At 38.4% G+C, this 23,493-nt stretch carries 28 protein-coding genes; 6 read left to right on the top strand and 22 right to left on the bottom strand.

The features are described 5' to 3' along the window. Positions 1-42: 42 nt before the first annotated feature. The 3 genes from GJU32_RS23050 to GJU32_RS04765 form a co-directional block, all read right to left on the bottom strand. Positions 43-195: a hypothetical protein gene (locus GJU32_RS23050; RefSeq protein ID WP_196426594.1), complete on the bottom strand. Its 153-nt coding sequence runs from the start codon at positions 193-195 to the stop codon at positions 43-45. Between the two features lie 124 nt (positions 196-319). After that, positions 320-451: a hypothetical protein gene (locus GJU32_RS23540; RefSeq protein ID WP_274381802.1), complete on the bottom strand. Its 132-nt coding sequence runs from the start codon at positions 449-451 to the stop codon at positions 320-322. Between the two features lie 172 nt (positions 452-623). Continuing rightward, entirely contained in the window at positions 624-1,049 is a 426-nt protein-coding gene (locus GJU32_RS04765; RefSeq protein WP_230874936.1) for a hypothetical protein, read from the bottom strand. Between the two features lie 342 nt (positions 1,050-1,391). On the opposite strand from GJU32_RS04765, the gene GJU32_RS04760 reads away from it, so the two are divergent. Continuing rightward, positions 1,392-2,438: a DUF418 domain-containing protein gene (locus tag GJU32_RS04760; RefSeq protein ID WP_155590808.1), complete on the top strand. Its 1,047-nt coding sequence runs from the start codon at positions 1,392-1,394 to the stop codon at positions 2,436-2,438. Between the two features lie 102 nt (positions 2,439-2,540). Here GJU32_RS04760 and GJU32_RS04755 read toward each other — a convergent pair whose 3' ends face one another. After that, positions 2,541-3,488, bottom strand: a complete 948-nt coding sequence (locus tag GJU32_RS04755) for a PD-(D/E)XK nuclease family protein (RefSeq protein WP_155590807.1) — start codon at positions 3,486-3,488, stop codon at positions 2,541-2,543. A gap of 12 nt (positions 3,489-3,500) precedes the next feature. Then, the gene (locus tag GJU32_RS04750) at positions 3,501-4,241 is read right to left on the bottom strand and encodes a sulfite exporter TauE/SafE family protein (protein WP_155590806.1); all 741 of its coding nucleotides are present in this window, start codon (positions 4,239-4,241) and stop codon (positions 3,501-3,503) included. A gap of 92 nt (positions 4,242-4,333) precedes the next feature. Here GJU32_RS04750 and GJU32_RS04745 point away from each other — a divergent pair, with 92 nt between their 5' ends. Further along, a complete protein-coding gene (locus GJU32_RS04745; RefSeq protein ID WP_155590805.1) occupies positions 4,334-4,831 on the top strand; it encodes a DUF1648 domain-containing protein in 498 nt (165 codons plus the stop codon). Between the two features lie 71 nt (positions 4,832-4,902). On the opposite strand, the gene GJU32_RS04740 is transcribed toward GJU32_RS04745, so the two are convergent. The 6 genes from GJU32_RS04740 to GJU32_RS04720 form a co-directional block, all read right to left on the bottom strand. Further along, complete coding sequence (locus GJU32_RS04740) at positions 4,903-5,532, bottom strand: type 1 glutamine amidotransferase family protein (protein ID WP_155590804.1); 630 nt, start codon at positions 5,530-5,532, stop codon at positions 4,903-4,905. A 66-nt stretch (positions 5,533-5,598) separates the two neighbouring features. Next, positions 5,599-6,576, bottom strand: coding sequence for a helix-turn-helix transcriptional regulator (locus tag GJU32_RS04735; protein WP_155590803.1), 978 nt, complete (start codon positions 6,574-6,576; stop codon positions 5,599-5,601). 107 nt (positions 6,577-6,683) lie between these two features. Beyond that, the gene (locus GJU32_RS04730; protein WP_155590802.1) at positions 6,684-7,316 is read right to left on the bottom strand and encodes a hypothetical protein; all 633 of its coding nucleotides are present in this window, start codon (positions 7,314-7,316) and stop codon (positions 6,684-6,686) included. Between the two features lie 8 nt (positions 7,317-7,324). Next, the gene (locus GJU32_RS23045; protein WP_196426593.1) at positions 7,325-7,492 is read right to left on the bottom strand and encodes a hypothetical protein; all 168 of its coding nucleotides are present in this window, start codon (positions 7,490-7,492) and stop codon (positions 7,325-7,327) included. Beyond that, positions 7,485-7,670, bottom strand: a complete 186-nt coding sequence (locus GJU32_RS04725) for a helix-hairpin-helix domain-containing protein (protein ID WP_155590801.1) — start codon at positions 7,668-7,670, stop codon at positions 7,485-7,487. The genes GJU32_RS23045 and GJU32_RS04725 overlap by 8 nt, the downstream gene beginning before the upstream one ends. A gap of 72 nt (positions 7,671-7,742) precedes the next feature. Continuing rightward, positions 7,743-8,348: a CPBP family intramembrane glutamic endopeptidase gene (locus tag GJU32_RS04720; RefSeq protein ID WP_230874935.1), complete on the bottom strand. Its 606-nt coding sequence runs from the start codon at positions 8,346-8,348 to the stop codon at positions 7,743-7,745. A gap of 242 nt (positions 8,349-8,590) precedes the next feature. Between GJU32_RS04720 and GJU32_RS04715 the strand changes: the two genes are divergently transcribed. Beyond that, entirely contained in the window at positions 8,591-9,283 is a 693-nt protein-coding gene (locus tag GJU32_RS04715) for a class I SAM-dependent methyltransferase (RefSeq protein WP_155590800.1), read from the top strand. 50 nt (positions 9,284-9,333) lie between these two features. Here the strand turns inward: GJU32_RS04715 and GJU32_RS04710 are convergent, their stop codons facing one another. After that, entirely contained in the window at positions 9,334-9,837 is a 504-nt protein-coding gene (locus tag GJU32_RS04710) for a GNAT family N-acetyltransferase (RefSeq protein ID WP_420798367.1), read from the bottom strand. Between the two features lie 49 nt (positions 9,838-9,886). Between GJU32_RS04710 and pdxR the strand changes: the two genes are divergently transcribed. After that, positions 9,887-11,269 carry a MocR-like pyridoxine biosynthesis transcription factor PdxR gene (gene pdxR, locus GJU32_RS04705; protein WP_155590798.1) on the top strand — a complete coding sequence of 461 codons (1,383 nt, stop codon included), beginning with the start codon at positions 9,887-9,889 and terminating at the stop codon, positions 11,267-11,269. A 39-nt stretch (positions 11,270-11,308) separates the two neighbouring features. On the opposite strand, the gene GJU32_RS04700 is transcribed toward pdxR, so the two are convergent. Together GJU32_RS04700 and GJU32_RS04695 are read right to left on the bottom strand one after the other, a co-directional pair. After that, entirely contained in the window at positions 11,309-12,532 is a 1,224-nt protein-coding gene (locus tag GJU32_RS04700; RefSeq protein WP_155590797.1) for a GNAT family N-acetyltransferase, read from the bottom strand. Beyond that, positions 12,529-13,257 (bottom strand): AAA family ATPase, encoded by a 729-nt coding sequence (locus GJU32_RS04695; RefSeq protein ID WP_155590796.1) that lies wholly within the window; start codon positions 13,255-13,257, stop codon positions 12,529-12,531. Before GJU32_RS04695 ends, GJU32_RS04700 begins: the two co-directional genes overlap by 4 nt. Positions 13,258-13,826: 569 nt before the next feature. Between GJU32_RS04695 and GJU32_RS04690 the strand changes: the two genes are divergently transcribed. Together GJU32_RS04690 and fumC are read left to right on the top strand one after the other, a co-directional pair. Further along, positions 13,827-14,042, top strand: a complete 216-nt coding sequence (locus GJU32_RS04690) for a hypothetical protein (protein WP_155590795.1) — start codon at positions 13,827-13,829, stop codon at positions 14,040-14,042. Positions 14,043-14,327: 285 nt separating this feature from the next. After that, positions 14,328-15,719, top strand: coding sequence for a class II fumarate hydratase (gene fumC / locus GJU32_RS04685; protein ID WP_155590794.1), 1,392 nt, complete (start codon positions 14,328-14,330; stop codon positions 15,717-15,719). A gap of 186 nt (positions 15,720-15,905) precedes the next feature. Here the strand turns inward: fumC and GJU32_RS04680 are convergent, their stop codons facing one another. From GJU32_RS04680 to GJU32_RS04645, 8 genes are all read right to left on the bottom strand, one after another. Further along, on the bottom strand, positions 15,906-16,319 hold the full coding sequence (locus GJU32_RS04680; RefSeq protein WP_155590793.1) for a hypothetical protein: 414 nt from the start codon (positions 16,317-16,319) through the stop codon (positions 15,906-15,908). Positions 16,320-16,794: 475 nt separating this feature from the next. Next, positions 16,795-17,217 carry a hypothetical protein gene (locus GJU32_RS04670; protein ID WP_155590792.1) on the bottom strand — a complete coding sequence of 141 codons (423 nt, stop codon included), beginning with the start codon at positions 17,215-17,217 and terminating at the stop codon, positions 16,795-16,797. 205 nt (positions 17,218-17,422) lie between these two features. Continuing rightward, complete coding sequence (locus GJU32_RS23535; RefSeq protein WP_274381801.1) at positions 17,423-17,545, bottom strand: hypothetical protein; 123 nt, start codon at positions 17,543-17,545, stop codon at positions 17,423-17,425. A gap of 281 nt (positions 17,546-17,826) precedes the next feature. Then, a complete protein-coding gene (locus tag GJU32_RS04665; RefSeq protein WP_155590791.1) occupies positions 17,827-18,708 on the bottom strand; it encodes a DMT family transporter in 882 nt (293 codons plus the stop codon). Positions 18,709-18,724: 16 nt separating this feature from the next. After that, on the bottom strand, positions 18,725-19,270 hold the full coding sequence (locus GJU32_RS04660) for a GNAT family N-acetyltransferase (RefSeq protein ID WP_155590790.1): 546 nt from the start codon (positions 19,268-19,270) through the stop codon (positions 18,725-18,727). After that, on the bottom strand, positions 19,260-19,796 hold the full coding sequence (locus tag GJU32_RS04655) for a cysteine hydrolase family protein (protein ID WP_155590789.1): 537 nt from the start codon (positions 19,794-19,796) through the stop codon (positions 19,260-19,262). Before GJU32_RS04655 ends, GJU32_RS04660 begins: the two co-directional genes overlap by 11 nt. Before the next feature lie 108 nt (positions 19,797-19,904). Beyond that, positions 19,905-20,849 (bottom strand): stalk domain-containing protein, encoded by a 945-nt coding sequence (locus GJU32_RS04650; RefSeq protein ID WP_155590788.1) that lies wholly within the window; start codon positions 20,847-20,849, stop codon positions 19,905-19,907. Positions 20,850-21,602: 753 nt separating this feature from the next. Further along, a complete protein-coding gene (locus GJU32_RS04645) occupies positions 21,603-23,372 on the bottom strand; it encodes a glycerophosphoryl diester phosphodiesterase membrane domain-containing protein (RefSeq protein ID WP_155590787.1) in 1,770 nt (589 codons plus the stop codon). Positions 23,373-23,493: the final 121 nt, after the last annotated feature.

Raw genomic sequence — 23,493 nt, 5'->3', positions numbered from 1 at the left:
CGGCGTCTAGAAATTTCTTTGTATCGTTTCACAATGCATTTTTCACGAATGATATACAAAGGCAAAAAGCTTCCGGTTACTGAGTTCAATATGGTGTTTTCTTAAAAAATCACAGACTGGTCCCTTTGAGCATACATCTTCTATTTGTAAAAATGTTTTTACTTCAATGGCGGTTCTTCTGAAAACAGTTTCCATGGCTTTTCGCCTCCTCTCTAAAAACAATCAATAGCTTACTACAATTTAATACAAATTGATCAAAAATGCAAATTCAGCTTAAGCATAAATTGATAAATCCACACTGAGTAAGAATGTATGAGCATTACCTTTGCACAATATACCCTATCTTTCGGGGTGTCACGACATTCTTCTTATCAACCGTTTTATTAAAATCTTCAGTTGGCTTTTTCATTGGTCGTTCCACAAGATCAAACATTGACATTTGTTTATCCATATCCAACCCCCTCGTAAGGTATGATACGTTCTTTATATGATGCTTTTCTTATATATGATGATTTACTCGACTTTATGCTAACATTTCATATAAAAAATGAAGCAGTTGATCATTTCGACTAAATCGTCTCTTTTGATCTCCTGCTTCATTACTAGCGAACAATTGGTGCAATTTATGGTGGGGTAATGTTGATAAAATCTTGGTTAAAATGTGACAGATGCTGTAAGGGTAATTGTTCAAACTCTAACTGATAAATAGCCTTAAAAATCTCCTTCAATGCATCATCAATTTTGCCAGTATAAAATGTAAGAACTACGTCACAATGGGCTAATGCCACATGATCCGTTAGTTGCTTAGAAAACTGATCAATTAACGTGATATGCGCTGCTTTCACAGGTTGTTCAGAGTAAACTTTAACGGTAATTAAATTCTCTCTTAAATCTTCCTCAAATACTTGCTCGTTTGGAGATAAATTCAAATCCTTGCTTTCAGTAGCTCGGTTTTCATCTAGAATAAACATGCGATAAATAGCTTTCCCAAATCGAATATCCCATACTTCCATATCTTTCAGCCTTATTACACGTTCAAAATAATCCATCATTTTTCAACTCATTTCTGCTCACACAAATCTCTAAAAATTCAGCTACGACAATACCATTTTTCTTGCGTTTGCACGAAGTGGGCTCATTAGAAAAGATATCAACTTGATACTTAAATCACCCTTTCACAATGTTTCAAGTAACATCAAAATCTTTATTTTCTCCCCATATTACCTTTATGTATCAAAAACTATTACTGTGACCACTGTTTGAATTCACTTCACTAATGGAGTGGTCTTTTTCTTTCTAACAATTATGGTTTTAAGGATTATGTAAGGTTTAAGTAAAATAGGTGTAATGTTAAAAATTTATGATAACACATGCAGAAAGGGGCTTAACAAATGAATTCACAGAAAGAACAATCATTCAGGCAAAATAGAATATATGAGCTTGATATAATTAGAGGATTTGCCTTAATAGGTATTTTCTTAGTAAATATATTTAATTTTATACAAAGGGCAGGTATCGACAGTACCCTCTTACCTACTGGTAATTGGATTGATATTTTAGTCACCGGAAAGTTCTATGCTATATTTTCCCTTTTATTTGGAGCTGGCGCAGCTATTTTCATAAAGCGTGCCAATCATAATGGAAAACCATCCCTGCTTTTTATTCGCCGGATGGTTGTATTAGCGGTGATAGGATTGCTTCATGCTCAAGTTTGGGGTGGAGACGTATTGCTACCTTATGCTTTGGTCGGATTAGTACTATTTGCTTTGCATAAAATCCCTTCTAAAGCTTTGTTTATCATCACTTTTAGTTTGCATATGATAGGCATACTAGTTAATGTTTCTGCCTATGATTGGTTGTATGGTGGAAAGACAAATATGCCTCCTACATTAGATGCCCTATTACTAATCACTGCTTTAACATCATTTTTAGTCTATTTCATAGAAGGCTTCACTTTAATGAAAATGGATGCTCTTTCAAAACTCCAAACTCGTCCACCCCTTCATAAATGGTTGCTAATCGTTTTTGGGAGTATTTCTGTTATTTCCGTTACTGCGCAGTTCATGATAACTGACCATAAGCCAGCCCATATTTTATTAATAATATCGCAATTGCCATTAATGCTAACTTACATTCTGTTAATCTTATTGTTGTTAAAGAACAAAAATGGTCGTGCTATTCTTTACCCATTACAAGCTTATGGAAGAATGGCCATGAGCAATTATTTAGGTCAAACAGTAGTAGGAATATTTATTCTACCGATGTTCATTCATCATTTTTCTCCATCAATCATCATTTATGGTTTGTGTATTTTCACATGGGTCATTCAAATAATTATGAGCAATGTGTGGTTAAAATTTTTCAACTACGGTCCAGTAGAATGGGTATGGAGATGCTTTACCTATTGGCATATTGTTCAGTTAAGAAAATTAAACTAGAAATCGCCTATAAAAGGTGGTCTTCTTTTATTAGTAAGAAGCACCACCTTTTATTCTTCCTTACATACCACAGTCAAATCTGAGTGAAATTAGTCACTCTCTTCATTTTCTCTCTAAAATGTGCTCACACAATTCTCGAAAATTACAGCCACGACAATGCCATTTTACTTGGGTTTGTTCAAAGTCTTCGAGGTCTACGGGCTCATTGGAGAAAATGTCTGCTTGGTACTTTTTCATTTCTATTATACTGCGCTGAAACGTATGCAAAATAGTATTCATATCGAAGTCGGTAAAAACATATTTCTTGCGTTTTCCTGTTAATAAATATTCGTTATAGACCTCGATTTGCTCCAATGATACACGATATTTTTGCTGAACATAGTAGGCATAGAGCGCTAATTGCTGGCGGTCATCATCAGATTCCCCACCTGTCTTCCAGTCAACAATGACCCATTTATCCGCCAAGTCATCATAATAATGAAAGTCCATGACGACAAACACTTGAATGCCATCGATTTTCATGGAGCGGAATTGTTCTGGTTCTCCGATACGGAGTGAGCCTTTTTGTGCAGTAATTTGCTGGAATGTTTCACTCATTAAAAAATGCTCAAAGACTAACCGTAAACGCTCTTTATAGTCCTGTACAAGTTCAGGAGCAAGTGTGCCATTATAGTAAATTTCCTGCATCATATAGTATTTATTAGGCTTTTGTCTCCACAATTCGAGGTGGCGTGTAGAGTCAATAAAAGCTGCATTCAGCTGCCCTCGTGCCCAATGAATTAGCTCCTCTACTGTAGGCATCTTACCAGTTTGTATATAATCATTAATCGCTTGCTCAATAAATCGGTGGACAATTTGCCCAAATAAAATAGGCATAGACTGTAACTTTTTTAAGCGATAAACATACTGGTGATAGGGCTCCACATTATAGCTGAGCCATCCATTATGTGAAAAATAGTATTCATAGCCATATTTACGGGCGCAGCTTGTTAGCGTTTTATGACGCGATAACGACCACGAAAAGGTTGGGTATGGTGTAACTTCAAACAGGACAATCGCCTCCTAGAGCTGGTGGATAAAATCATAGACAAGCTGTACGATGAGGACAATCGTGACAATACGTAGTAAAAGCTTCACTTGCTTGGCATTCACTTTTCTCGCTAGGACGATGCCAATTTGTGCACCAATCGTAGAGCCGACCATTAAAATAAGCGTTAACGGCCATTCAATTTTCCCCGTAGCAATATACGTAATCGCTGCTCCCGAACACATGGCAAATACGCCTACTCTTGATAGCCCCACCGCTTTAATATAGGAAATCTTCTCATGGGCATATGTATAAAGCGCCAATGTACTACTGCCAGGGCCAAACATACCATCATAAAAGCCAACTCCAAGAAGGATTGGACCGTTTATTCGATTCATAGTAAAACGCTCATTGTCACCAAAGTCAGCCCCACCCATAAAGGACATAACAAGAGCAAAGCCCAATAATATAATGGCTATAAACGTCAATGATTGACTACTCATCAACGAAGCGAAAAGCCCCCCAAATGTACCTCCAATCAAGGATACCAGTAAGACAGCACGCATTTCTGCCCAAGCTATTTCTTTTCGTTTATAAATCGAATAAAAGCTAGAAAAGGCACTCACCATATTGGACACTTTGTTAGCGCCAATGGCCGAATGGACAGGTACCCCCATTAGCATCATGGTTGGTAAAGTAATTAAACCCCCACCACCAACTAACGTACCAATCACATTCCCGATGATGCCAATTAGTAAAAACAATAAATATTCCATACTATCCTTCTTTCTCTAACACAAAAGCAATCTTTCTATGATACAGTATAACAGATTGTTATTTTGAATGATGATGGAAATGAGGGGCAAGGATGCATACACAACAAAAAACACCAACACCACGCTTTTGTCACCAGTTAACTGTCATAATGGCGACTATTTTTATAGCTGGCATTACAGCGACAGTCATCCAATATCAAAAGCTTCCTGCAACAATACCTGTACTACAAAGCTTTACGAGTGATCATGCCCAGCTTGGACCTAAAATCGCTATTTTTTATTTACCCTTTATCGCACTCATGTTATTTTTACTATTACACTATTTAGAAATGAAAGCTGCTTATCCTGTCATACGAAAAAAGAAAGCACCACTGTCACATAAACAACGACAAAATGGCATCATTACTTTTTGTCTCATAAAAAATAGTATTTTATTGTATTTTACCTACTCCCTTTTCAATGACCTCACTGTGGCATTAGGACGCGATCGTATTTTACAGCAATGGCATGCGTACCTATTTCTTTTCATATTATGTGGAATCTTCAGTGCTAGCATCATACGAGGTATATTGTTAGAAAAAAAGCGATAGTGATTCTCTTTGTTATGCGAAAGAGCATGTTGTTAAAATACAACATGCTCTTATTACAATAGGACAGCTCGCTATTTAAGAGAATTCATTAATTCAAAAAAATAGTTTGAGTCATGCGTCTGATAAAGATTGAACCACGCATGTAATGTTGCTGGTGTAAATACATCTAAAACCCTCAATACATGCATAGCAAATTCAAGCGGGGCTATACCTGATGCAGTAACTAGATTCCCATCCGTTACGGCAGGCTCCATTTCGTAATATTGTTCACCAAGGTAACGAGGACAAATCATTTTCAAATAGTCTAGATTGTTGCTTGTATGCCTTCTTGCATTGAGTAAACCTACCTTTGCCAAACCAAAAGTCGCTCCACAAATCGCAGCAACCAAAACTCCTTCTTTTAAAGCATTAGATACTTTATTCAATATAGGTTCATGGATGGCTTCTAGCCATGTATTGCCTCCAGGCAGAATAAGAATATCTGCACTTCTTAATTCACATTCTTCAATAGAAATAGTAGGTAGTATGTTGATTCCTCCCATCGTATGAACAGGACTTGTATCGATCCCTACCGTAATCACCTCTAAAGGTACAATTCCCTTTTTAAAATACCTTCCTGAGTTTAATTCGGCTATTAAATAGCCCACCTCCCAGTCTGCCATCGTATCAAATACATAAAAATATACTTTTTTTGTATCCATAATAACCCTCCTTTTTACAATGAATGAAACGATACACCCTATTATAAAAAAACTTCACTGACAGTCTCAGTCAGTAAAGTTTTCATCTTGATAAAAAATAATAAGGTCATATAATATGTCAATCATTTTTTGCTTAAAACTTATTGGTTCCATTACTTGAATCGATTTGCCATAGGGTAACAGTAAATAAGGAACATATGTATGTATTACTTCTTCCTTTAGTAGAAATATTGCTTTCTTTGAAGTACGTTCTTTTAAGTGATGACCTAAAAACCAGTGCTGGCATAAGTCATCCAAAGTACTTGTCCTACCACTTATGATTAAAGTCGTTAGCTTTCCCTTATCCTCTTCTTGTGGCAGAAGGTTTTTCATAAAAAAATCACTAGCCGAAAAAAGTGGTGGTCGTTTAAAGGTAGTGGCTGTTTGATTCATACTAGTAATTCGTCCTACTCTAAAACTACGGATTTCATTCCGTAGCTGACAAAATGCAATAACATACCAGTTATTATTCCAATAAATCAAGCCATATGGATTAACAAGCCTACGTTTAGATTGCTCTTCATTACTTGTATGGTATTCCATTTCAACGGAAGTTTCGTTCACTATACTTTCTTCTAATTTTTTCAATATCGGCTCAGTAGAGGATTTATCAACAGGACTTATTACTTCAAGGCCTTCTAAATGTTGCTTAATCATGATGTCTTGCTCTTGATTTGAAAACATTGTTAGCTTTGATGTTGCGCGGTTTAATGCATCATCTAAAAAATACCCAGCTTCTTTTGCAAAAACAGCAGCCTGAAGTAATGCCGTTTTCTCATCAACATCAAAAAGAAGAGGACTTTTAATGAAATTATTTAACAGCGTATACCCCCCATTATGACCTGCTTCAGCTATAATCGGCACGCCACTAGCAGAAAGAGAGTCAATATATCGGTAAACAGTCCTTATATTCATCTCTAATTTTTCAGCTATTTCATTCGCAGTGATTTTCCTGCCTGTATTTAACATCCATAAAATCTGCATCATATTATCTATTTTAGACATTCTATCACCTCATTCGCTCTACGAAACTATTCTTTGAAAGGTCGTTCATAAAAAAGACTACCTGATACCAAATTTATTGGTATGAAGTAGCCTCAGGAAAGTGCCAATCATTTAATGACCAAATCTTTTTCCATCTGTCTGAAATTATGTATTAAACCATATTTCTGTATGCCGCGAGCTTGTTCAATACTAGCATCTGCAAACTGGCGAAATGATGCTTGATCTTTTAATGTAGAGGCATATATTGCTTCAATCGCTGGTTGCATCCATGGCTGTGTCAGCTTATCACTTGTCATTTCTGCTGTACGGCCTTCAAGGGCGGCAATGTAGCATCGTGCATAGCTCGCCAAAGGCTCCTTATCCATTTTCGCTGCCGCGACTTTTGCCGCGCCAAGATTCTCTTCCATAATTGCCTTAATAAATTGGTAATTATATTTTACGGCTGGTTGCTTATAATGTTCGATGATGACTTCGACAGCATGAATCTGTTCCTCTTTCGTCCCATAAGCATTAGCATAGAGCGCAGCAAATATGGGCTCTTTTCGACGATTTTTTATCCATTGATCCACCAGCCCCATATTGTTCGTTCGATATAAAATATGTATATGTCGATAAATCATTGCCATCGCAATCACAGCAAATATGCCGAGTGATATGGATAGGCGTACACCCGCTAATGACAGTGCCATCGCTAAGCAAATAATAGCTAAATAAAAGAATGTTAGTTTAACAATTTTCATAATGCCTCCTACTGGAATTTCTTGCGCATTTTACGAGAAAAAATGTAGCCCGCCCCCACAAAGAAGATTAGAGCCATCACTTTCATAATAGGGATAATAAACAGCTTGCTAATAAGGAATACAACGATAATATAGTAGACAACCATTGCCAGTAAAAATAATGTCAGCTTATTCACCAGGTTCCCTACTTTCCTTTAATGCCTCTTCAATCGCCGCTAACGCTTTCGGTCCCATGCCATGAAGATGAGCTAATGTGGAAAGGTCTATTTTTTCCAGTTGTTTTATTTCTGTATAGCCTGCCGCATGTAATGCCCGAATCGCTGGTTTAGCTACTCCTTTAGGCCATTCTGTCATACTCGCACTTCCCTTCACCTAAAAAACTTCTCTGCCCTATTATGCAAGTGCCAACAAAGAAATGCAAATAAGTCAAAATTTAAACATAAATAAGCTAGCTGCAATTAAATTAACGATACTATGTAGACTCCAGCTAGCGACAATAGAGCCACCTGCTATCCGCTCATTTAACCAGCCCATAACATAACCTGCAAGCCCTGTGGAAAGCACCACTAACAGAATAACTAGAACAGGAAGGGCCGACCATAACATAGCTCCATGTACACAGCCAAAAACGATACTTTGTAGTAAATTGCCCACATGAAAACCAAAAGACTTAGCTAACCTTTTCAATAGAAAGCCACGAAACAAAATCTCCTCTGACAAACCTGTTTGAATAATGGCATAGAAAAGAGCTGGTATAACCCCAGCCAAACCAAGACCAGCGAATTGATTTGCTGCTACTAAGGAGCGATCAATATAGAACAAGATGAGGGCAGTATTTGGTACCACTAACACCACACTGGAAAGGACAAAAAACAAGGCGAACCTTCCCTTATCCATAATAATAGGCTTTTGAAATCCTAGCCATGTGAGAAAGGATTGTTCTTTTTTCGCTGTGCAAAACCACCAAATAAAAGGTAGTACTGAAAATAACATCACTTGCAGTACGGCACTGATCATACTTTCAATCATCATCTATTTCCCCTCCTGTTACTTTGTTACAACAAGCATAGAAGAAAGTTCCATTATTTTCAATATTTTTTAATGATAAACATTAAATTATTTATCTTTAAGATTAATTTTTAAATGTTTTACAATAAAAACTAAATGATACATCAAAGGATCTACTCATTGTCATTTCTCTTATTTTCATTTATACTCAATTACAGACAACAAAGGTCTGTAATATACACATTAAAATATTGGAGGTCATAACCATGGATAAAGTACCTACACATTTGTTGGAGAAGGCACGAATATATGAGCAAAGCACTCGACTCTCTGTGCCTGCCTATGACAACTTGTTCGCCATGACGCAATCCTATTTTCGCACTACTTTAGGTGAACAAGATGCTTCCCTACTTATTGTGGGCGCTGGCGGTGGCAACGAGCTTGTCGCATGGGGACCAACAAACCCAAAGTGGACATTCACGGGGATTGATCCAGCTGAAGATATGCTACAAATCGCTCAACATAAAGCCGTACAATACGATTTAGAAAGCCACGTTCACTTCATACAAGGAACAATAGCTAGCTTGCCACAAACAACCTCGAAATTTGATGCGGCTAGCTGTATCCTAGTTCTTCATTTCATAGAAGATCGACAGGAGAAACTAAACTTACTGAAAAATATTCACAGGCAATTAAAACCTGGCAAGCCTTTTGTTCTCGCTTGTGCCTACGGAGAGCGAGATAGTGATGAGCTGCAAGATCGCATCAAAATATGGCAGAGCTTCTTTTTAGATGCTGGATACAAAAAAGAAAAAGTGGAAGAAATGGGCAGAGTGATCCTAAATATTTCTTTCATTTCGGCTCAGCAAATTGAAGAATTGTTGAGAGAATCAGGTTTTAAAAATAGTACGCGCTTCTTCTCCTCTGGACTTTTTGCAGGATGGATGAGTCATGCCTAACGAAAAAATCCGCCATTTCAAGTTACAATGGCGGATTTCAGAACGTTTTTTTACCAATAAATACTATAATAGTACACACTTTTATCGACCGTCATACCCATCTTCTCATAGAGCTGCTGTGCATTCTCATTATCTGTCGCTGTTTCGAGCATCATGTAACGAGCATCCTCCTGTCGACAGTACGAATAACATTGTTCCATTAAAGCTTGTGCCACCCCTTGTTGTCGAGCATGTTTTGCCACAAATAAATCGTTTAAAATAAACGATCTTTTCATTGCTACCGATGAAAAAAGAGGAAATAACTGAGCGAAACCTACTGGCTCCTCCTCCTGATACGCGAGAAAAATAATTGACTCTTCATTCTCAACACGCTCCTGTATAAACAGCTCGGCTTTCTTTAAATCCGATGGCTGACCGTAAAATTCTCGATAGGCATTAAATAATGGCACGACTTCCCTTATTGTGGCCTGTGTCACTGTACAAATTTTCATGTTTCTATTCCCCATTTCTTTATCGTTGTCCTTCTTGTATGATGGTAATAAATAATCTGACATTTCGAAAGAAACAGTTTCAAACATTTTAACATGTCAAGGCGGTGCTCTATTGGACAATTTTATCTTTTTATTTAATGAAAAAGAGGCTAAATATAAACAGGTTTATCAGCAAATCAAAGTACTGATAACACAAGGAACTCTTACTCCAAATGATTCTCTGCCATCTATTCGAAAACTAGCAGAGACACTGCAGGTTAGTCGTAACACAACGTTAACCGCATACGAACAGCTTGTGGCAGAAGGATACATACGTGGCGAGGGACGGAAAGGCTATTTTGTCAATGCACTAGAGCAGGTATTCTTACAGGAGCAGGAACAGCCAATTATGTCGCAGCCCAAAAGTAACACTACATCGCTACTTTTTGACTTTCGAGCAGGGGCTGTCGATCAGCAGCACTTTCCAATGAAAACGTGGCGCCAAATGTCCAATCAAGTATTACAGGAACCATCATGCTATCAATATGGGGAAATGTTTGGAGACCCATTGTTAAAGGAGCAGCTTGTTCAATATCTACTACAAGCTAGGGGTGTTTCTACCAATATAGAAAATATTGTAATCGGCAGTAGCACACAGCAAATGCTATTATATCTTGGCTTTTTATTGAAAGACCATTTCCCAAGTATACTATTGGAGGACCCTGGCTATAACGGCGCGCGTGAGGCTTTCCAGTTGCATCATTTTAGCATAGAGGCAATGCCCGTATTAGAGACAGGTGCACAACTTGATGTATTAACACACTGTCAATCACGACTAGTGTATGTCACACCGTCACACCATTTTCCGTACGGTGTGTCCATGAACATTCAGCAGCGACAAGCATTAATACAATGGGCTCAACAAGTAGATGGCTTTATTCTTGAGGATGACTATGATGGAGAATTTCGATATTCACAGCAGCCATTTCCTGCCCTTGCCTCCATCGACCCTTCTCGGGTAATTTATCTAGGAACATTTTCAAAATCCTTCTTACCCGGCGTGCGATTAAGCTATATGGTGTTACCGAATGCGCTTGTGCAGCCATTTAAAGAGCGATTTGCTCAATTTGAACAAAATGCTTCGTCCCTCCACCAACGAACGATGGCACAATTTATGGCTCAAGGGGAATGGACACGCCATATTAAAAGGATGCGAATGACGTATAAACAAAAAATGCAGCACCTTGTTCAGGAGCTACAACGACAATTCGGTCAGCAAGTGACTATTTTAGGTGAACAATCTGGGCTTTATGTTCTAGTGAAGATCCTATCTCCACTTTCAGAACAACAGTTAATCCAACGAGCGGCATCTTACGGTGTGAAGGTTTACCCAACTAGCCCCTTTTTTCTCCATGAAACAGCTGAGCAACCAATGTTACAATTAGGATTTAGTAAGTTAACGATGGAAGAAATTAATCTAGGTGTCGAACGATTAAAAGAGGCCTGGCAGCCATAACCAACAAAGTTATGGCTTTCCCCTCACTCTTGATACATCCTAAAAATAATCAATAAATGTCGGGATGCCCACTGGTAACACGGCTTCTAGCAACGCAATTTCCTCAGCACGCCCCTGTAAACGTTCAATTTTTTCTAAATAGTTCGGGCGTTTGTACCCTAACAGCATAGTAGCCAATGTTTGGACCGTTAAATGAACCGCATTGTCGTTCAAAGTCTCACTCACCTTTTGAACAGCTAACTTGCCACCATTCATTTTGATAATGAATGTGCCGTTATTCCAAGCCACAATACGATCACTGACAGCTAACTGTAGCTCGAAATCATGACCAACAAACGGATAGCGCAATAAAAACTCTTTCACATCAACAATTCTCGCCATGAAATAAGGCGAAACCTTTTGAATAATCTCGCTGTCCTCTAATAAAAAGGCCACCGCTTCATTTCCCGTTGTTTTTCCATAGACATTATAAACCATCGAGCCATGAGCAGAGACGAAATTCCATAAACCTTTGCGAGCCTCTTCCTGCAAATAGACGATTTCGTCAATGTAATAATTTTCCTCCATAATACGATAAAACATATAGCCCTGCGCCACATCTTCTTCATCGTAATAGACTGCTGCTTGAAGGTTGACATCACTGTCGATGAATTTTTCCTCCCAGAAATCCTCCTGAAATTTCTCATTCCAAGCAATACTATTGCGCACCATCACCCCATGTGTTTTTTTTGCATAGCGTGCGTAGATTTCCACGACATCCTCATGCTTTGGATCGACACGACGAATTTTCCCATTGAGCCCAGCATAATGCGGAAGTTGCGTATCCTTTACCTGAAACTCCACAATATCACTCATAATTTCCCAACCTTTTTTGCGGTAATAAGGAATTGAATATGGAAATAAATAGGAAATACATTGCCCTTCGTTTCGCATTCTTTGCAGACTTTCAATAATCAAGCTCTCCATTAAGCCATGACCCGAATACTCAGGATATGTCCCTACCGCTGTAATACCACCCATTTCATAAATCTTGCCATGCACATTGACCTCAAATGGCAAACTTAGAATTTGCGATACAAGCTGTGAACCATCAAACCAGCCGATAGCATGCCCCTCATTAAATTGTCTACTTTTAGCATTCACAAAACGACGATCCTTGTGAATGGACATAGACATTTGAAATACATAATTCAGTAAATCAATGGACTGTGCCATTTCATCTAATCGAATTTCTCGCATGACTAAGCCTTTACGTTGATTCATGATTCCCTCTCCTCATCAAATAACTCACTTAAAATGGATTGTGGTGCACTCAAAAAACGTTTGGTGACAATGTAATGAATTGTATCCTCATAGCGAATCGATTCAATCTCTCCATTATCAAAACTATAAATCGTCGCATTGGGATAGCCAAGCAGAATGGGTGAGTGTGTGGCAATAATAAATTGTGCCTCATGTTCTAAGTCCTTTATAATTTTCAAAAGACTCAACTGCCTTGTTGGAGACAATGCTGCCTCAGGCTCATCCAATAAATAGATAGCCTTGCCTTTAAAACGATTCATAAATAATGCAAGAAAGGATTCACCATGGGATTGATGGTGTAGAGATTTCCCACCAAAAGCGTTATATCTTCTTGGGTCTTCTATCAAATCAATATGGCTGGCGAATTGATAAAATGTTTCCGAACGAAGAAAAAATCCATTCGAAATCTTCGGCAACCACGACAAACGGATATATTCACCGAGTGAGGACTCTGCCTTATGTACTTCATATAAATTTTGACGACCACCACCCGCCGTATTAAAATCACAGCGATCTGCAATCGCCTCTAGTAATGTTGATTTGCCCGAGCCATTCTCCCCAACAAAGAACGTCACATTTGTTGGAAACTCCAACTCGTGTAATTCCTGCAAGCTTGGGATATTAAAAGGATACATTTGTTTATTCGGAATCGTATCCTGTAACACCTTACATGATTTTAGATACATCGCGTTTCCTCCTTTCTCTTATTATAACGAACATCATCGTTGCTGAAACGTAATTCACCTATCTATTCGGAAGATAAAAAATAACAATAGTCAATCAAATCATAAACTCACTATAATTTCTATTAATGACCCCACCAGAATCCCTAGCAAAATTATTGCCTGAAACTGTTCACGAAGTCCCTGCTATTTCCTCAAATACCTATGATATATTTCCCGAGAAATAAATAAAAGATATGTCGAAAGTTGCAATTATTAGACGTAGAATTATGTCACATTTTTGATTTTCATATAAAATGATTGGTGGCGAGCGCCTTGAATAGATGGCGTGGTTTTTCCGATAGAAGCTTTATTGCGCGGAAACTTTTACTGATTGATCACCTTGCGTCCTTTTCAAGTGTATTTTCTCATTTTTTAATCGCCTTCATTATTTCATTAAACAAACTTCCTTATACCACCAATTCCTCGATCAACTAAGTTTTCACTCGAAATTGATGACCTCAACAAAAGTTCTATCTGCTATGCCTCGCTCATAAATTGAGTAACAATCAAATGTTAGAAGGAGAATCGCCATGTTTGTGACTCATTTTTATGAAAATAAGACGTCCGTTTTAAGCCAATTGCTCGTCAAACTCCCTACTGTGGAAGAGGATATTAGAATTAAAGGACGTAAGGCAAAGGTGTTGGAAGTGCTTCAAATGGATGAATACAATTTTCAGGTGAAGATTGTGTTCGAAAAAATCCCTAAAAAGCAGCCACTTAAAGAAATAGGAAAGAAAAAGAGATAACCTTTCAACATCCTGTTTATTCTATCTATAGTACGGGAATAAAAAAGATAACGAAATGCGAAATATTCTCATCATTAAATTTCCTCAAGCAAAACCGTTGACTTTTTAATTGATAACAATTATCATTATCAATAGATTATTTCTTATCTCCAAATTGCTTATATCAGAATCCCCCTCTTTTTTGAATAAGCATGTATCAAACGGATATTCTTACATCAGACTAAGAGTATCCGTTTTTATCTGTATACGTAGGAGAATTTTACATAATAAAGGAGCTGTTTTGACATGGATTATCGTATTGAAAAAGACACAATGGGTGAAATAAAAGTACCTGCCAATAAAATTTGGGGTGCGCAAACACAGCGCAGTAAAGAAAATTTCCAAATTGGTACGGAACAAATGCCAATCGAGCTCGTGCAAGCCATGACGATTTTAAAGAAAAGTGCCGCGATTGCTAACCATAAACTAGGTAAGCTATCTGCTATTAAAACGAATGCCATCGTACAGGCTGCAGATGAAATTTTAAATGGTCAATGGGACGATCAATTCCCTCTTGTTGTTTGGCAAACAGGCAGTGGTACACAGTCCAACATGAACGTTAACGAAGTGATTGCACACCGCGCTAACCAACTATTACAAGATGCAGGTGAAGCTGATCGTATTCATCCGAATGATGATGTCAATAAATCACAAAGCTCGAATGATACTTTCCCAACGGCATTGCATATTGCAGCTGTATTAAAAGTGGAAGATTATTTATTACCACGACTTCGTCTATTAAAATCAACTTTAGAAGACAAGGCTGTTCAATTCAAAGATATTATTAAGATTGGACGTACGCATTTACAGGACGCGACGCCTCTTACATTAGGTCAGGAAATTAGTGGCTGGGCAGCCATGCTTGCCAAATCAGAGCACATGATTATCCAAAACATTGACTATATGAAGGAGCTTGCAATCGGTGGAACAGCGGTTGGTACTGGTATTAACGCTCATCCTGAATTTGGTGATCGTGTAGCTGCGGAGATTAGTGAGCTAACAAGCAAACAATTTACATCAGCTGCGAATAAATTCCATGCTTTAACAAGCCATGATGAAGCAGTCGTTGCCCATGGCGCATTAAAAGCATTAGCAGCTGATTTAATGAAAATTGCCAATGACGTTCGCTGGCTAGCAAGTGGGCCTCGCTCCGGTATAGGTGAAATCACGATTCCAGAAAACGAGCCAGGCTCATCGATTATGCCAGGTAAAGTAAATCCTACACAAAGTGAAGCTATGACAATGGTTGTTACACAAGTAGTCGGAAATGACGCCACAATTGCCTTCGCCGCTTCACAAGGGAACTTTGAACTAAACGTCTTTAAACCAGTTATCATTTATAACTTCATACAATCAACTCGCCTATTAGCTGATACAATGAAATCATTTAACGACCATTGTGCTGTAGGTATTGAACCAAATAATGAAGTGCTAGATCATAATTTACAAAACTCATTAATGCTTGTAACAGCATTAAACCCTTATATCGGCTACGAAAACGCAGCAAAAATCGCGAAAAAGGCACACAATGAAGGCACGACTTTAAAAGAAGCAGCCATCGCAAGTGGATTACTAACTGAAGAACAGTTCGATGAATATGTAGACCCTGCAACAATGATTTATCCGAATGTAAAATAGTTTGAATACCAGTATAAGTAGGATTGGGATTTAGCCCCAGTCCTTTTATTTTGCCTTTCCAAGATTAGTCGTAGTAAATCACACTACGACGTGGCTAATGTAAATTCTTCTCTCAATTCCCATTCCTCACTTGATTGCTATGTTTATTGATATAGCCTAGTGATTCTATATACACATAAAGGTAATTCAACTATCCATAATAATTTCACCTGTTAATGCAATAATAGATTCTACTTCTATATTCGGTAATGATTCAGATACATTCGTCAATGCAAATTTAGCGTTTTCCATTTCAATCCAACCTATTTGCTCGGTATCTTCTACCTTTCCAACAAAATAGTACTCAACGATGTATAAACGAGTACCATCACTATAATCAGCCGCTTTCCAAATTTCCCCCTGTTTTCTCGGGTCAATGCCAAACTGTTGAAAAAATTGTTGGATGGCAGGTGATGTATGCACAATACCCTTTACATAATAACTACAATCCTCACATCCACAATGCTCTTTATCAGAAATAAGAGGCAATGGTGCATAGAGCTCTTTTGTTTGCTCAATATGGACAATCACTTTATAGCCTAAGAGTTGAATTGTTCTCATTATTCTCCCCCCCTTAATTACTTCGGTTACCAAAAATAGAAATTATAGTAAATTCATTACAACAACTTGTGCCTGTTCCATCTAATAGTTGAAAGGGTGAACAAATAAGGATGCCATTTGAAGAAGGTATAGAATTAAATAAGGAGGAGCGAGTTGAATGGTTAATCAATGAGTACAGTGAAAATATAGCTCTTCTAGCATTTACGTATACGAAGAACAAGCAGCTTTCAGAGGGATATTGTGCAAAAAGAGTTATTAAGTGTTACGTGCACTTTAGATAATTTCAGGAATATTACTGTCAATCTAAGGAAGGATAAATTAAGAAGCTGGTCTTTTCGAAATATCGTTCTAACAGAATTTTTCTCCAAGATAAAGAGTACAAGCAATTCTCCCGAGATGGAATTGGTTGATTAGGGAGATAAACAATTGATTGCTGAGAAAATTCTTGCCCTACCAGTGCGGTTATTAAAAACTTTTAATTTTTTATTGTGATCAAGCATTTCTCATTAATTTCGAGCTGGACGATTGGGCGTTGGTCTAACATGAGCTCAAATTTCTTTTCGCTGTCCTCTCCTTCTTCTCCCATCCAGCAAACGTAAATCTCGCAAAAATCTCCTTTTGGCAGTAAATCTTTTAGGAAATCACATACATGGAGAAAAGTTCTTGTGGATTTTTCATAGTTATGTGGAGAATGTACTTTATTTTCGTCATGCATTTGCCAAAGGGGGTCCCCTTTTGTTTCAAGCTCATAAAGAAATGGCGTTGTAAAATGTTTATGCTGTAGTATTTGGCAATCTTCGCTATCAAGGAAAACCCCTCTTATTTCAACTTCATTTTCCATATAGTCGTCATTTATTGCAACTGGGAAATTTAATCCTATGTAGGTTGCCATGCTCATTTGCTTCATTCTCCTTAAAAAAACACCCTGTAAATTTACAGGGCGTCAGCAACGCAGCTGTTGATATCGTAAAAAGACGCGCTTTTGTGTTCGAACTTCTAAATACTTTACTCGTGTCATTATTTCATTGGTAATCCTCTGTAGAAATTGCTTGAAAGAACTAGGCTTCAAACGACGGGTTGTCCGTTTCTTTTTGTGAGGTTTGCTACCGTAGTATATTAACGGAAATAGCAGATGCTTTGATTGTTTGATATTGCGGTGGTGTTTTTGGTTCCATATACAATGTTGAGTAATAGGCATCCGCAATGACAATCACGTAAATAATCAATAGTAATCGTTTTGTTCAATAGTTCAAAAAAATCATTTCTCCCTTTTTTCATATCTAACAATTAATATTTGTCTACTTATTCATACGAGCAATAAGAAAAAAGGTTTCAAATTTTTTTAAGGGAGACAAATTTGCCTCCCTTACGCCTCCAGACTTCTGCCACCATCATTTTCCCAACGATCAATGTCCCAATGATCTTCTTCTTTTTCTATGAATGACATATTGTCCATCACCCTTTTCAAACGTTCTTATCTATTTTATGAAGGGGAGGAGGTTTTCGTTCATCGTAAAATAGGCTTAATTTTAAAACCTAATGCAATCGCAGCACCGATACAGCTGGAAAGACAGCCTATGATTAAATAAATACTCAGCGTTGATTCACCAATGGCAACAGACGCAATGCCACCAATCACTGGGAATAAAGCTACCATATAGCCACTCTTAGCCCCGCCGATTCTTTCTACTAGTTTTAAATAAAATAGCCATGCAAGAAAAGATGCGATAACGGTTAAATATAAGAGTGCCGATAAATAGGTAATGGATGTTGGCATCATGATTTTTTGTCCCTGCATCCAGACAATACTACACATAACCACACTACCAACTGCGAAACCAATGGCATTAGCATAAATCGGATTAATATGACGCTTCGCATTTCTCGCAGAGCTTGCATCACCGATGGCCGTCAGTACAGTACCTAGAAACGCAATCATGACCCCTTTTAAATCAGCCAATCCCGAAAAATTATGTAAAGTTGGATAAATTAACACGCCAACACCTACTACGCCGAGAATACCTCCAATTAGAACGCGACGATGCAATGGCTCTTTAAGAAAAATCCGAAGAGCGATTGGCGTTAATATTACTTTTAATGAAAAAATTAACGTGACGATGGCAGCAGAGCTCAACATCGTAGCGTAATACAGAGCTAAATAACTAAATGCAAAATTACAAACGCCAAAAACGATGATAAAAGGGACATCGTGTTGTTGAGGTTTACCTTTTGGTTTCATAATCCAAGCAAGTATTAAAAATAATAAAGCTGTCATTACTAAACGATAGGTTAAAGATAATTCTAGACTTACTGGAGTTCCTTGAATTTTCACCGCAATAAAATTAAGACCCCATACAATTAAACAAAAAATATACATAAAATTAGTCATACGTGTTCCTTCTTAGCTATGCTTGCCATCTTCCCATAATGATTGTGTGATAGTACTTACCATCTGCAAGGCGCTTATCATTTTTTAAAATACCTTCCACTGCAAAGCCTAATTTTTCATAAAGCTGCACGGCTTTTCCATTGGTTTCCAGCACTTCTAGTGCCATTTTTTGTATACCATTGGCATCTGCCCAGTCGATGGATATTTGTAACAAGGCTTTCCCAATGCCATAACCCCAATAATCCTTACTGACCCCTACCCCAAATGTTACTTTATGTGCCAGCCTTTTTAATGAGGAGCCCTCACATCTTGAAAATCCAACGATTCGATCAGCAACAACCGCTACTAAACACAGATTTTTTTGGCTTTTTGTATCATTTAGAATAAGCTGCTCGAAGCCTGCTTTATCGATGAACGCCTCGCCTTGTTCTCGGTCGAAGTTTTCCGTTTCACCATCTAATTGGTAACGCAAATTCGATAAAGCTTGGGCATCCTCTAGTTGCGCACAGCGAATGGTATATGACAGCCCTTTTATTTGAAACGCTTGCTGATCAATCAGCATTTTGGAGCCCTCCTATTGGCTGAATTTGAACAAAACGATTATGCCAGACGGATTCATGATGCTGGATGATTTGTGGAGCTGCCAGTACGTGACTATCTAAAGTGCTATGGGCATCTTCTACTAAAATATTGTGATGGTAACCATGACTAAAAGCACTACGGATTGTCGTATCAAGGCAGAACTCTGTTTGAGCGCCAGCGAAAATCAACTGGTCGATGTGCTGTTCCTTTAAATATTGTGCAAGCTCTGTTTGATAAAAGGCATCCCAAGTTGTTTTTTGAATCACTTTATCTTGTTCCTGTCTAAGAAGTCCGTGATACAGCGCCCACCCAGGCTGACCAAACGCGAAATCATCGTCTTCATTGGCATCTGTATGCTGAATAAAAATAATCGGTACTTCGTTGTGACGCGCCCATGTAATTACCGTATTGATATTTTTGATAATGGCTTCATCGTTCCAAAGATTTTGTTGGCTATCTAGAAAAAAGGCTTCTTGTATATCGATAATGATGAGTGCTTGTTTCATAGAGTGCTCCTTTATGCTTTGACTTTTCCCTTTTTATTGTACAGAATTATCCATTGGAAGAAAATATAAAAAGAAGTATCTAGCAAATTGCTAGATACTTCAATGAGATTATTTCATTAATTCTTCTACGAATTCAACTGGTACATATGTTTTGCCAGACTCTAATAAAGCTGGTGCTACTTTAAATTGGCGAAGCGCTTTATTGTAGCCATATTCTTTTTGACCACGTGTAATTGTGTAAGATAGTGCGCCTTTAGAAACGATGGCACCTTTTTGCGTTACTTCTACTTTAAAGCCAAGTTCTTCGGCAATTAATCGTAAAGGAACCATTTTCGTACCTTCGACATCGTAAAAGTCGTTATTGATGATTTCTTGAACAGCAGAATCTGATGGTTCTGGTGTTGGTTCTGGGTCTACTTCAACTGGCATTTCCTTCTCTATGTTATCTAAAACGATCACTTTTGAAGGCGGTGTTTGTGCAGGAATGCTCATTGTAGCAATTGTGTAGAACACGACTAAGTGCTGTTCTGCTAAATCTGCCACTTTTACATCCTTACCTGAAGCACTCCCTAATTTAGTGTCTTCCCCAACATTTAATTTTAAGTTGTTTTCAGTATCTACTAAATCTTTATTGAAGAAATCAACTTCCACGCTGCTCATTTCTTCTGTTTCAACAATAATCACTTCTGGGCTGTATTGTGGTGGGTAAATCGCAAGCATAGGCTTTTTCGCATAAGAGTAAGCCGACACCTTATCCCCTTTTTGAAGCTTTACTTCTTTCCCAGTATTATCGAAAACCAACGAATCCTTATTAACGATTACAATATTTGTATTGTCACCATCAATCACTGTATAGTATGTTGCGTTTTCATTTACATCCACGTTTTCAACTGTGCCTGTTACTTTAATAAAGATTGGCTGAACTTGTTGCTCCGTATTTTCCGCGTTCGTCACAACAGCCTCTCCCTCGGTTGCTGATGCAGTTGGCACCCCAATTGCGCCCCCTAATAATAATGCTGACATAGCAAATGGTACAACTTTCGTCATTTTCATACAAAAAGCATCTCCTTCATATCACGAATTCATAGAAGTAGTCGTGTTTATATGAAAAAGGTTACAACCTGATCAAAATTTTTCGGTGCCTCGCTTTATTTCGATTATTGTATCCATTTGAAGGAGCGCCTTTTCTTCACTTGTGAGCAGATGAATCCTTACTTTGCGGGGGTTCACCTCGCTCGCGGATATTTGGTTCGATTCCGCGAGTATTCACACTTCGTTCGCGGGGATTCGCTTCTCTTCCGCGGGTATTTACACTTCGTTCGCGGGGATTCGCTTCTCTTCCGCGGGTATTCACACTTCGTTCGCGGGGATTCGCTTCTCTTCCGCGGGTATTTACCTCTTTCGCGAGTATTCACACTTCGTTCGCAGGGATTCACTTCTCTTCCGCGAGTATTCACACTTCGTTCGCGGGCATTTACCTCTTCCGCGAGTATTCACACTTCGTTCGCGGGGATTCGCTTCTCTTCCGCGGGTATTTACACTTCGTTCGCGGGGATTCGCTTCTCTTCCGCGGGTATTTACCTCTTTCGCGAGTATTCACACTTCGTTCGCAGGGATTCACTTCTCTTCCGCGAGTATTCACACTTCGTTCGCGGGCATTTACCTCTTCCGCGAGTATTCACACTTCGTTCGCAGGTATTCGCTTCTCTTCCGCGGGTATTTACCCCTCACTCGCGGGTATTCGCTTCTTCTCCGCGGGTATTCACCTCTCGCCAGCGAGTATTCTCCTTGCCCGGGGACCTTTGCTCAAAATATAAATCTCAATCGATTCAGGACTCGTTGTAAGAAATATTGGTGTTCGCTTTGTTTTGTCCTTAATTCACGGGCGACGTCTGGATGATCTGTGATGACTCCGCTGACATTTTTCTCAATAAAGGTCTGCAATGAACGATCATCATTGAGTGTCCAGACAAATAAATCCGTTGGGTGCTGTTTCAACTCCTCGATGAGTTGCTCCGTTACCCACGATTCCTCTAATGCGATAAAGTCAACATTTTCGTCCAATGGCCCGATATTGAGTGCGTAGACAATGCCGACTCGCAGATTAGGCACCAATTTTTTTAACTGTGTCATTTTCTGCCCATCAGCGGATTGCACATAGTACGAATCTAGCACCTTGTACTTTCGTAGCTTCTCTACTAATTTAGGTAACACATCTTCCGTTTCTTTACCATGCACCTTTAATTCTATTAATAATGCCACATCTAAAGCTTTGGCAATTTCAATACAATCATCTAATGAAGCAATTTTATCGCTAAAGCCATTTTGATGAATCGTTACTGTTTTTAGCTCACTCAAAGTCATATTCGCGATCATGCCATTTTTACCTGCTAGTCGTCGTAATGTTCGATCATGGAACACGACAAATTCGCCATCCACAGTTTGCTGAATGTCGATTTCGATTAAATCTGCCCCTGCATTGGCTGCGCTCACTAATCCGCTAATGGTGTTCTCTACATTGCCAGCTACATAACCTCGATGCGCAATAATTTTCGTGTCAGGTGCATAAACACTTTTCTCTAATGAATTGATATTCATCATACTTAATACGATAAAAACGATAAAACCAATCAATAGCAACGGCTTATAGCGCCGCTTCCTGTGTTTACTAGCTTTGACTCTGCCTAGCACAGGCGTATTATAGGTAATGGCGACCATGACTTGTGAAAACATCGCCTGTAATAAACTGAAAAGCACCACAAAGACCATTTCCAAAAAGGCGAGTGTCAGCCCAGCCGTGACCAGTGCGGCACTTGGCATTAAACGCTCCATCAAATAAAGTGGAAACGTGCTGATCACCGTAATGCCTAGCATCATCAGAAGATGACCTGTTAACAGCATCGCCAGTAATACTACCAATTCAAATAAACCTCGCTTTGAAAACCGCCAGCTTTGTTTGAATGAGCGTAAGATAGAGATGTTTGGTTGGATTGTGAAAATAGGTAAGGTTAATATACTACGAATGCCTATCATCACCAAGATGCTTGCCACTGTAGCGTACGCTAACCTACCAGCTCGACTATTCATGATTTCTTCTGTTAAAAAATGTGGAAGTGAGATGGATTGAGTTAAGGTGAGTGGTAGCATAAAGGAAGCTAATGGCATTAATAGAGCAAGATAAACAATTAAAAATAAGACTTGGATACTAAAAAAATATACAACCTTTCGATTCAATTGCTGCCATAAAGGAAGAAATCGATAGCGCATTCCCCTTTGCTGATGAAAGGCCATTAAAAATAGAAAGCCCATTTCATAATAAACAAATAATAAAAATAACAAAATTAATAAACAAATCATCATGATCACAAAGGGATGCGCCACAAAGCTTTGCCAATTTTGCTCTGTAATATGTGTAAACCCTGTTACTCGTAGCATGAGCTTCAAGACGATAGAGGTTACAGGGATCATCAATAAAAACTGAAAGATTCTAATCAATGCGAAAACCTGTACATAATCTAACCGATAGACATAAATATTGTGGACAGCTTGTCGCATTACTTGTCCTGCCTTGTGCACATACTCACCCCTGTCATGCTGTTAAAATCGCTCTCTACTAACGTATGTTATTACAGCTATAGCACAGTACTCAAAGCAAGTAAAATAGCAATTTGTTCAAGTAGCATATGCAACTTAGAGG

The organism is Lysinibacillus cavernae (assembly GCF_009724685.1).
Classification (GTDB): domain Bacteria; phylum Bacillota; class Bacilli; order Bacillales_A; family Planococcaceae; genus Lysinibacillus; species Lysinibacillus cavernae.
The sequence above is the reverse complement of the archived record's forward strand: the minus strand, read 5'-3'. Positions and strand labels throughout refer to the sequence as shown.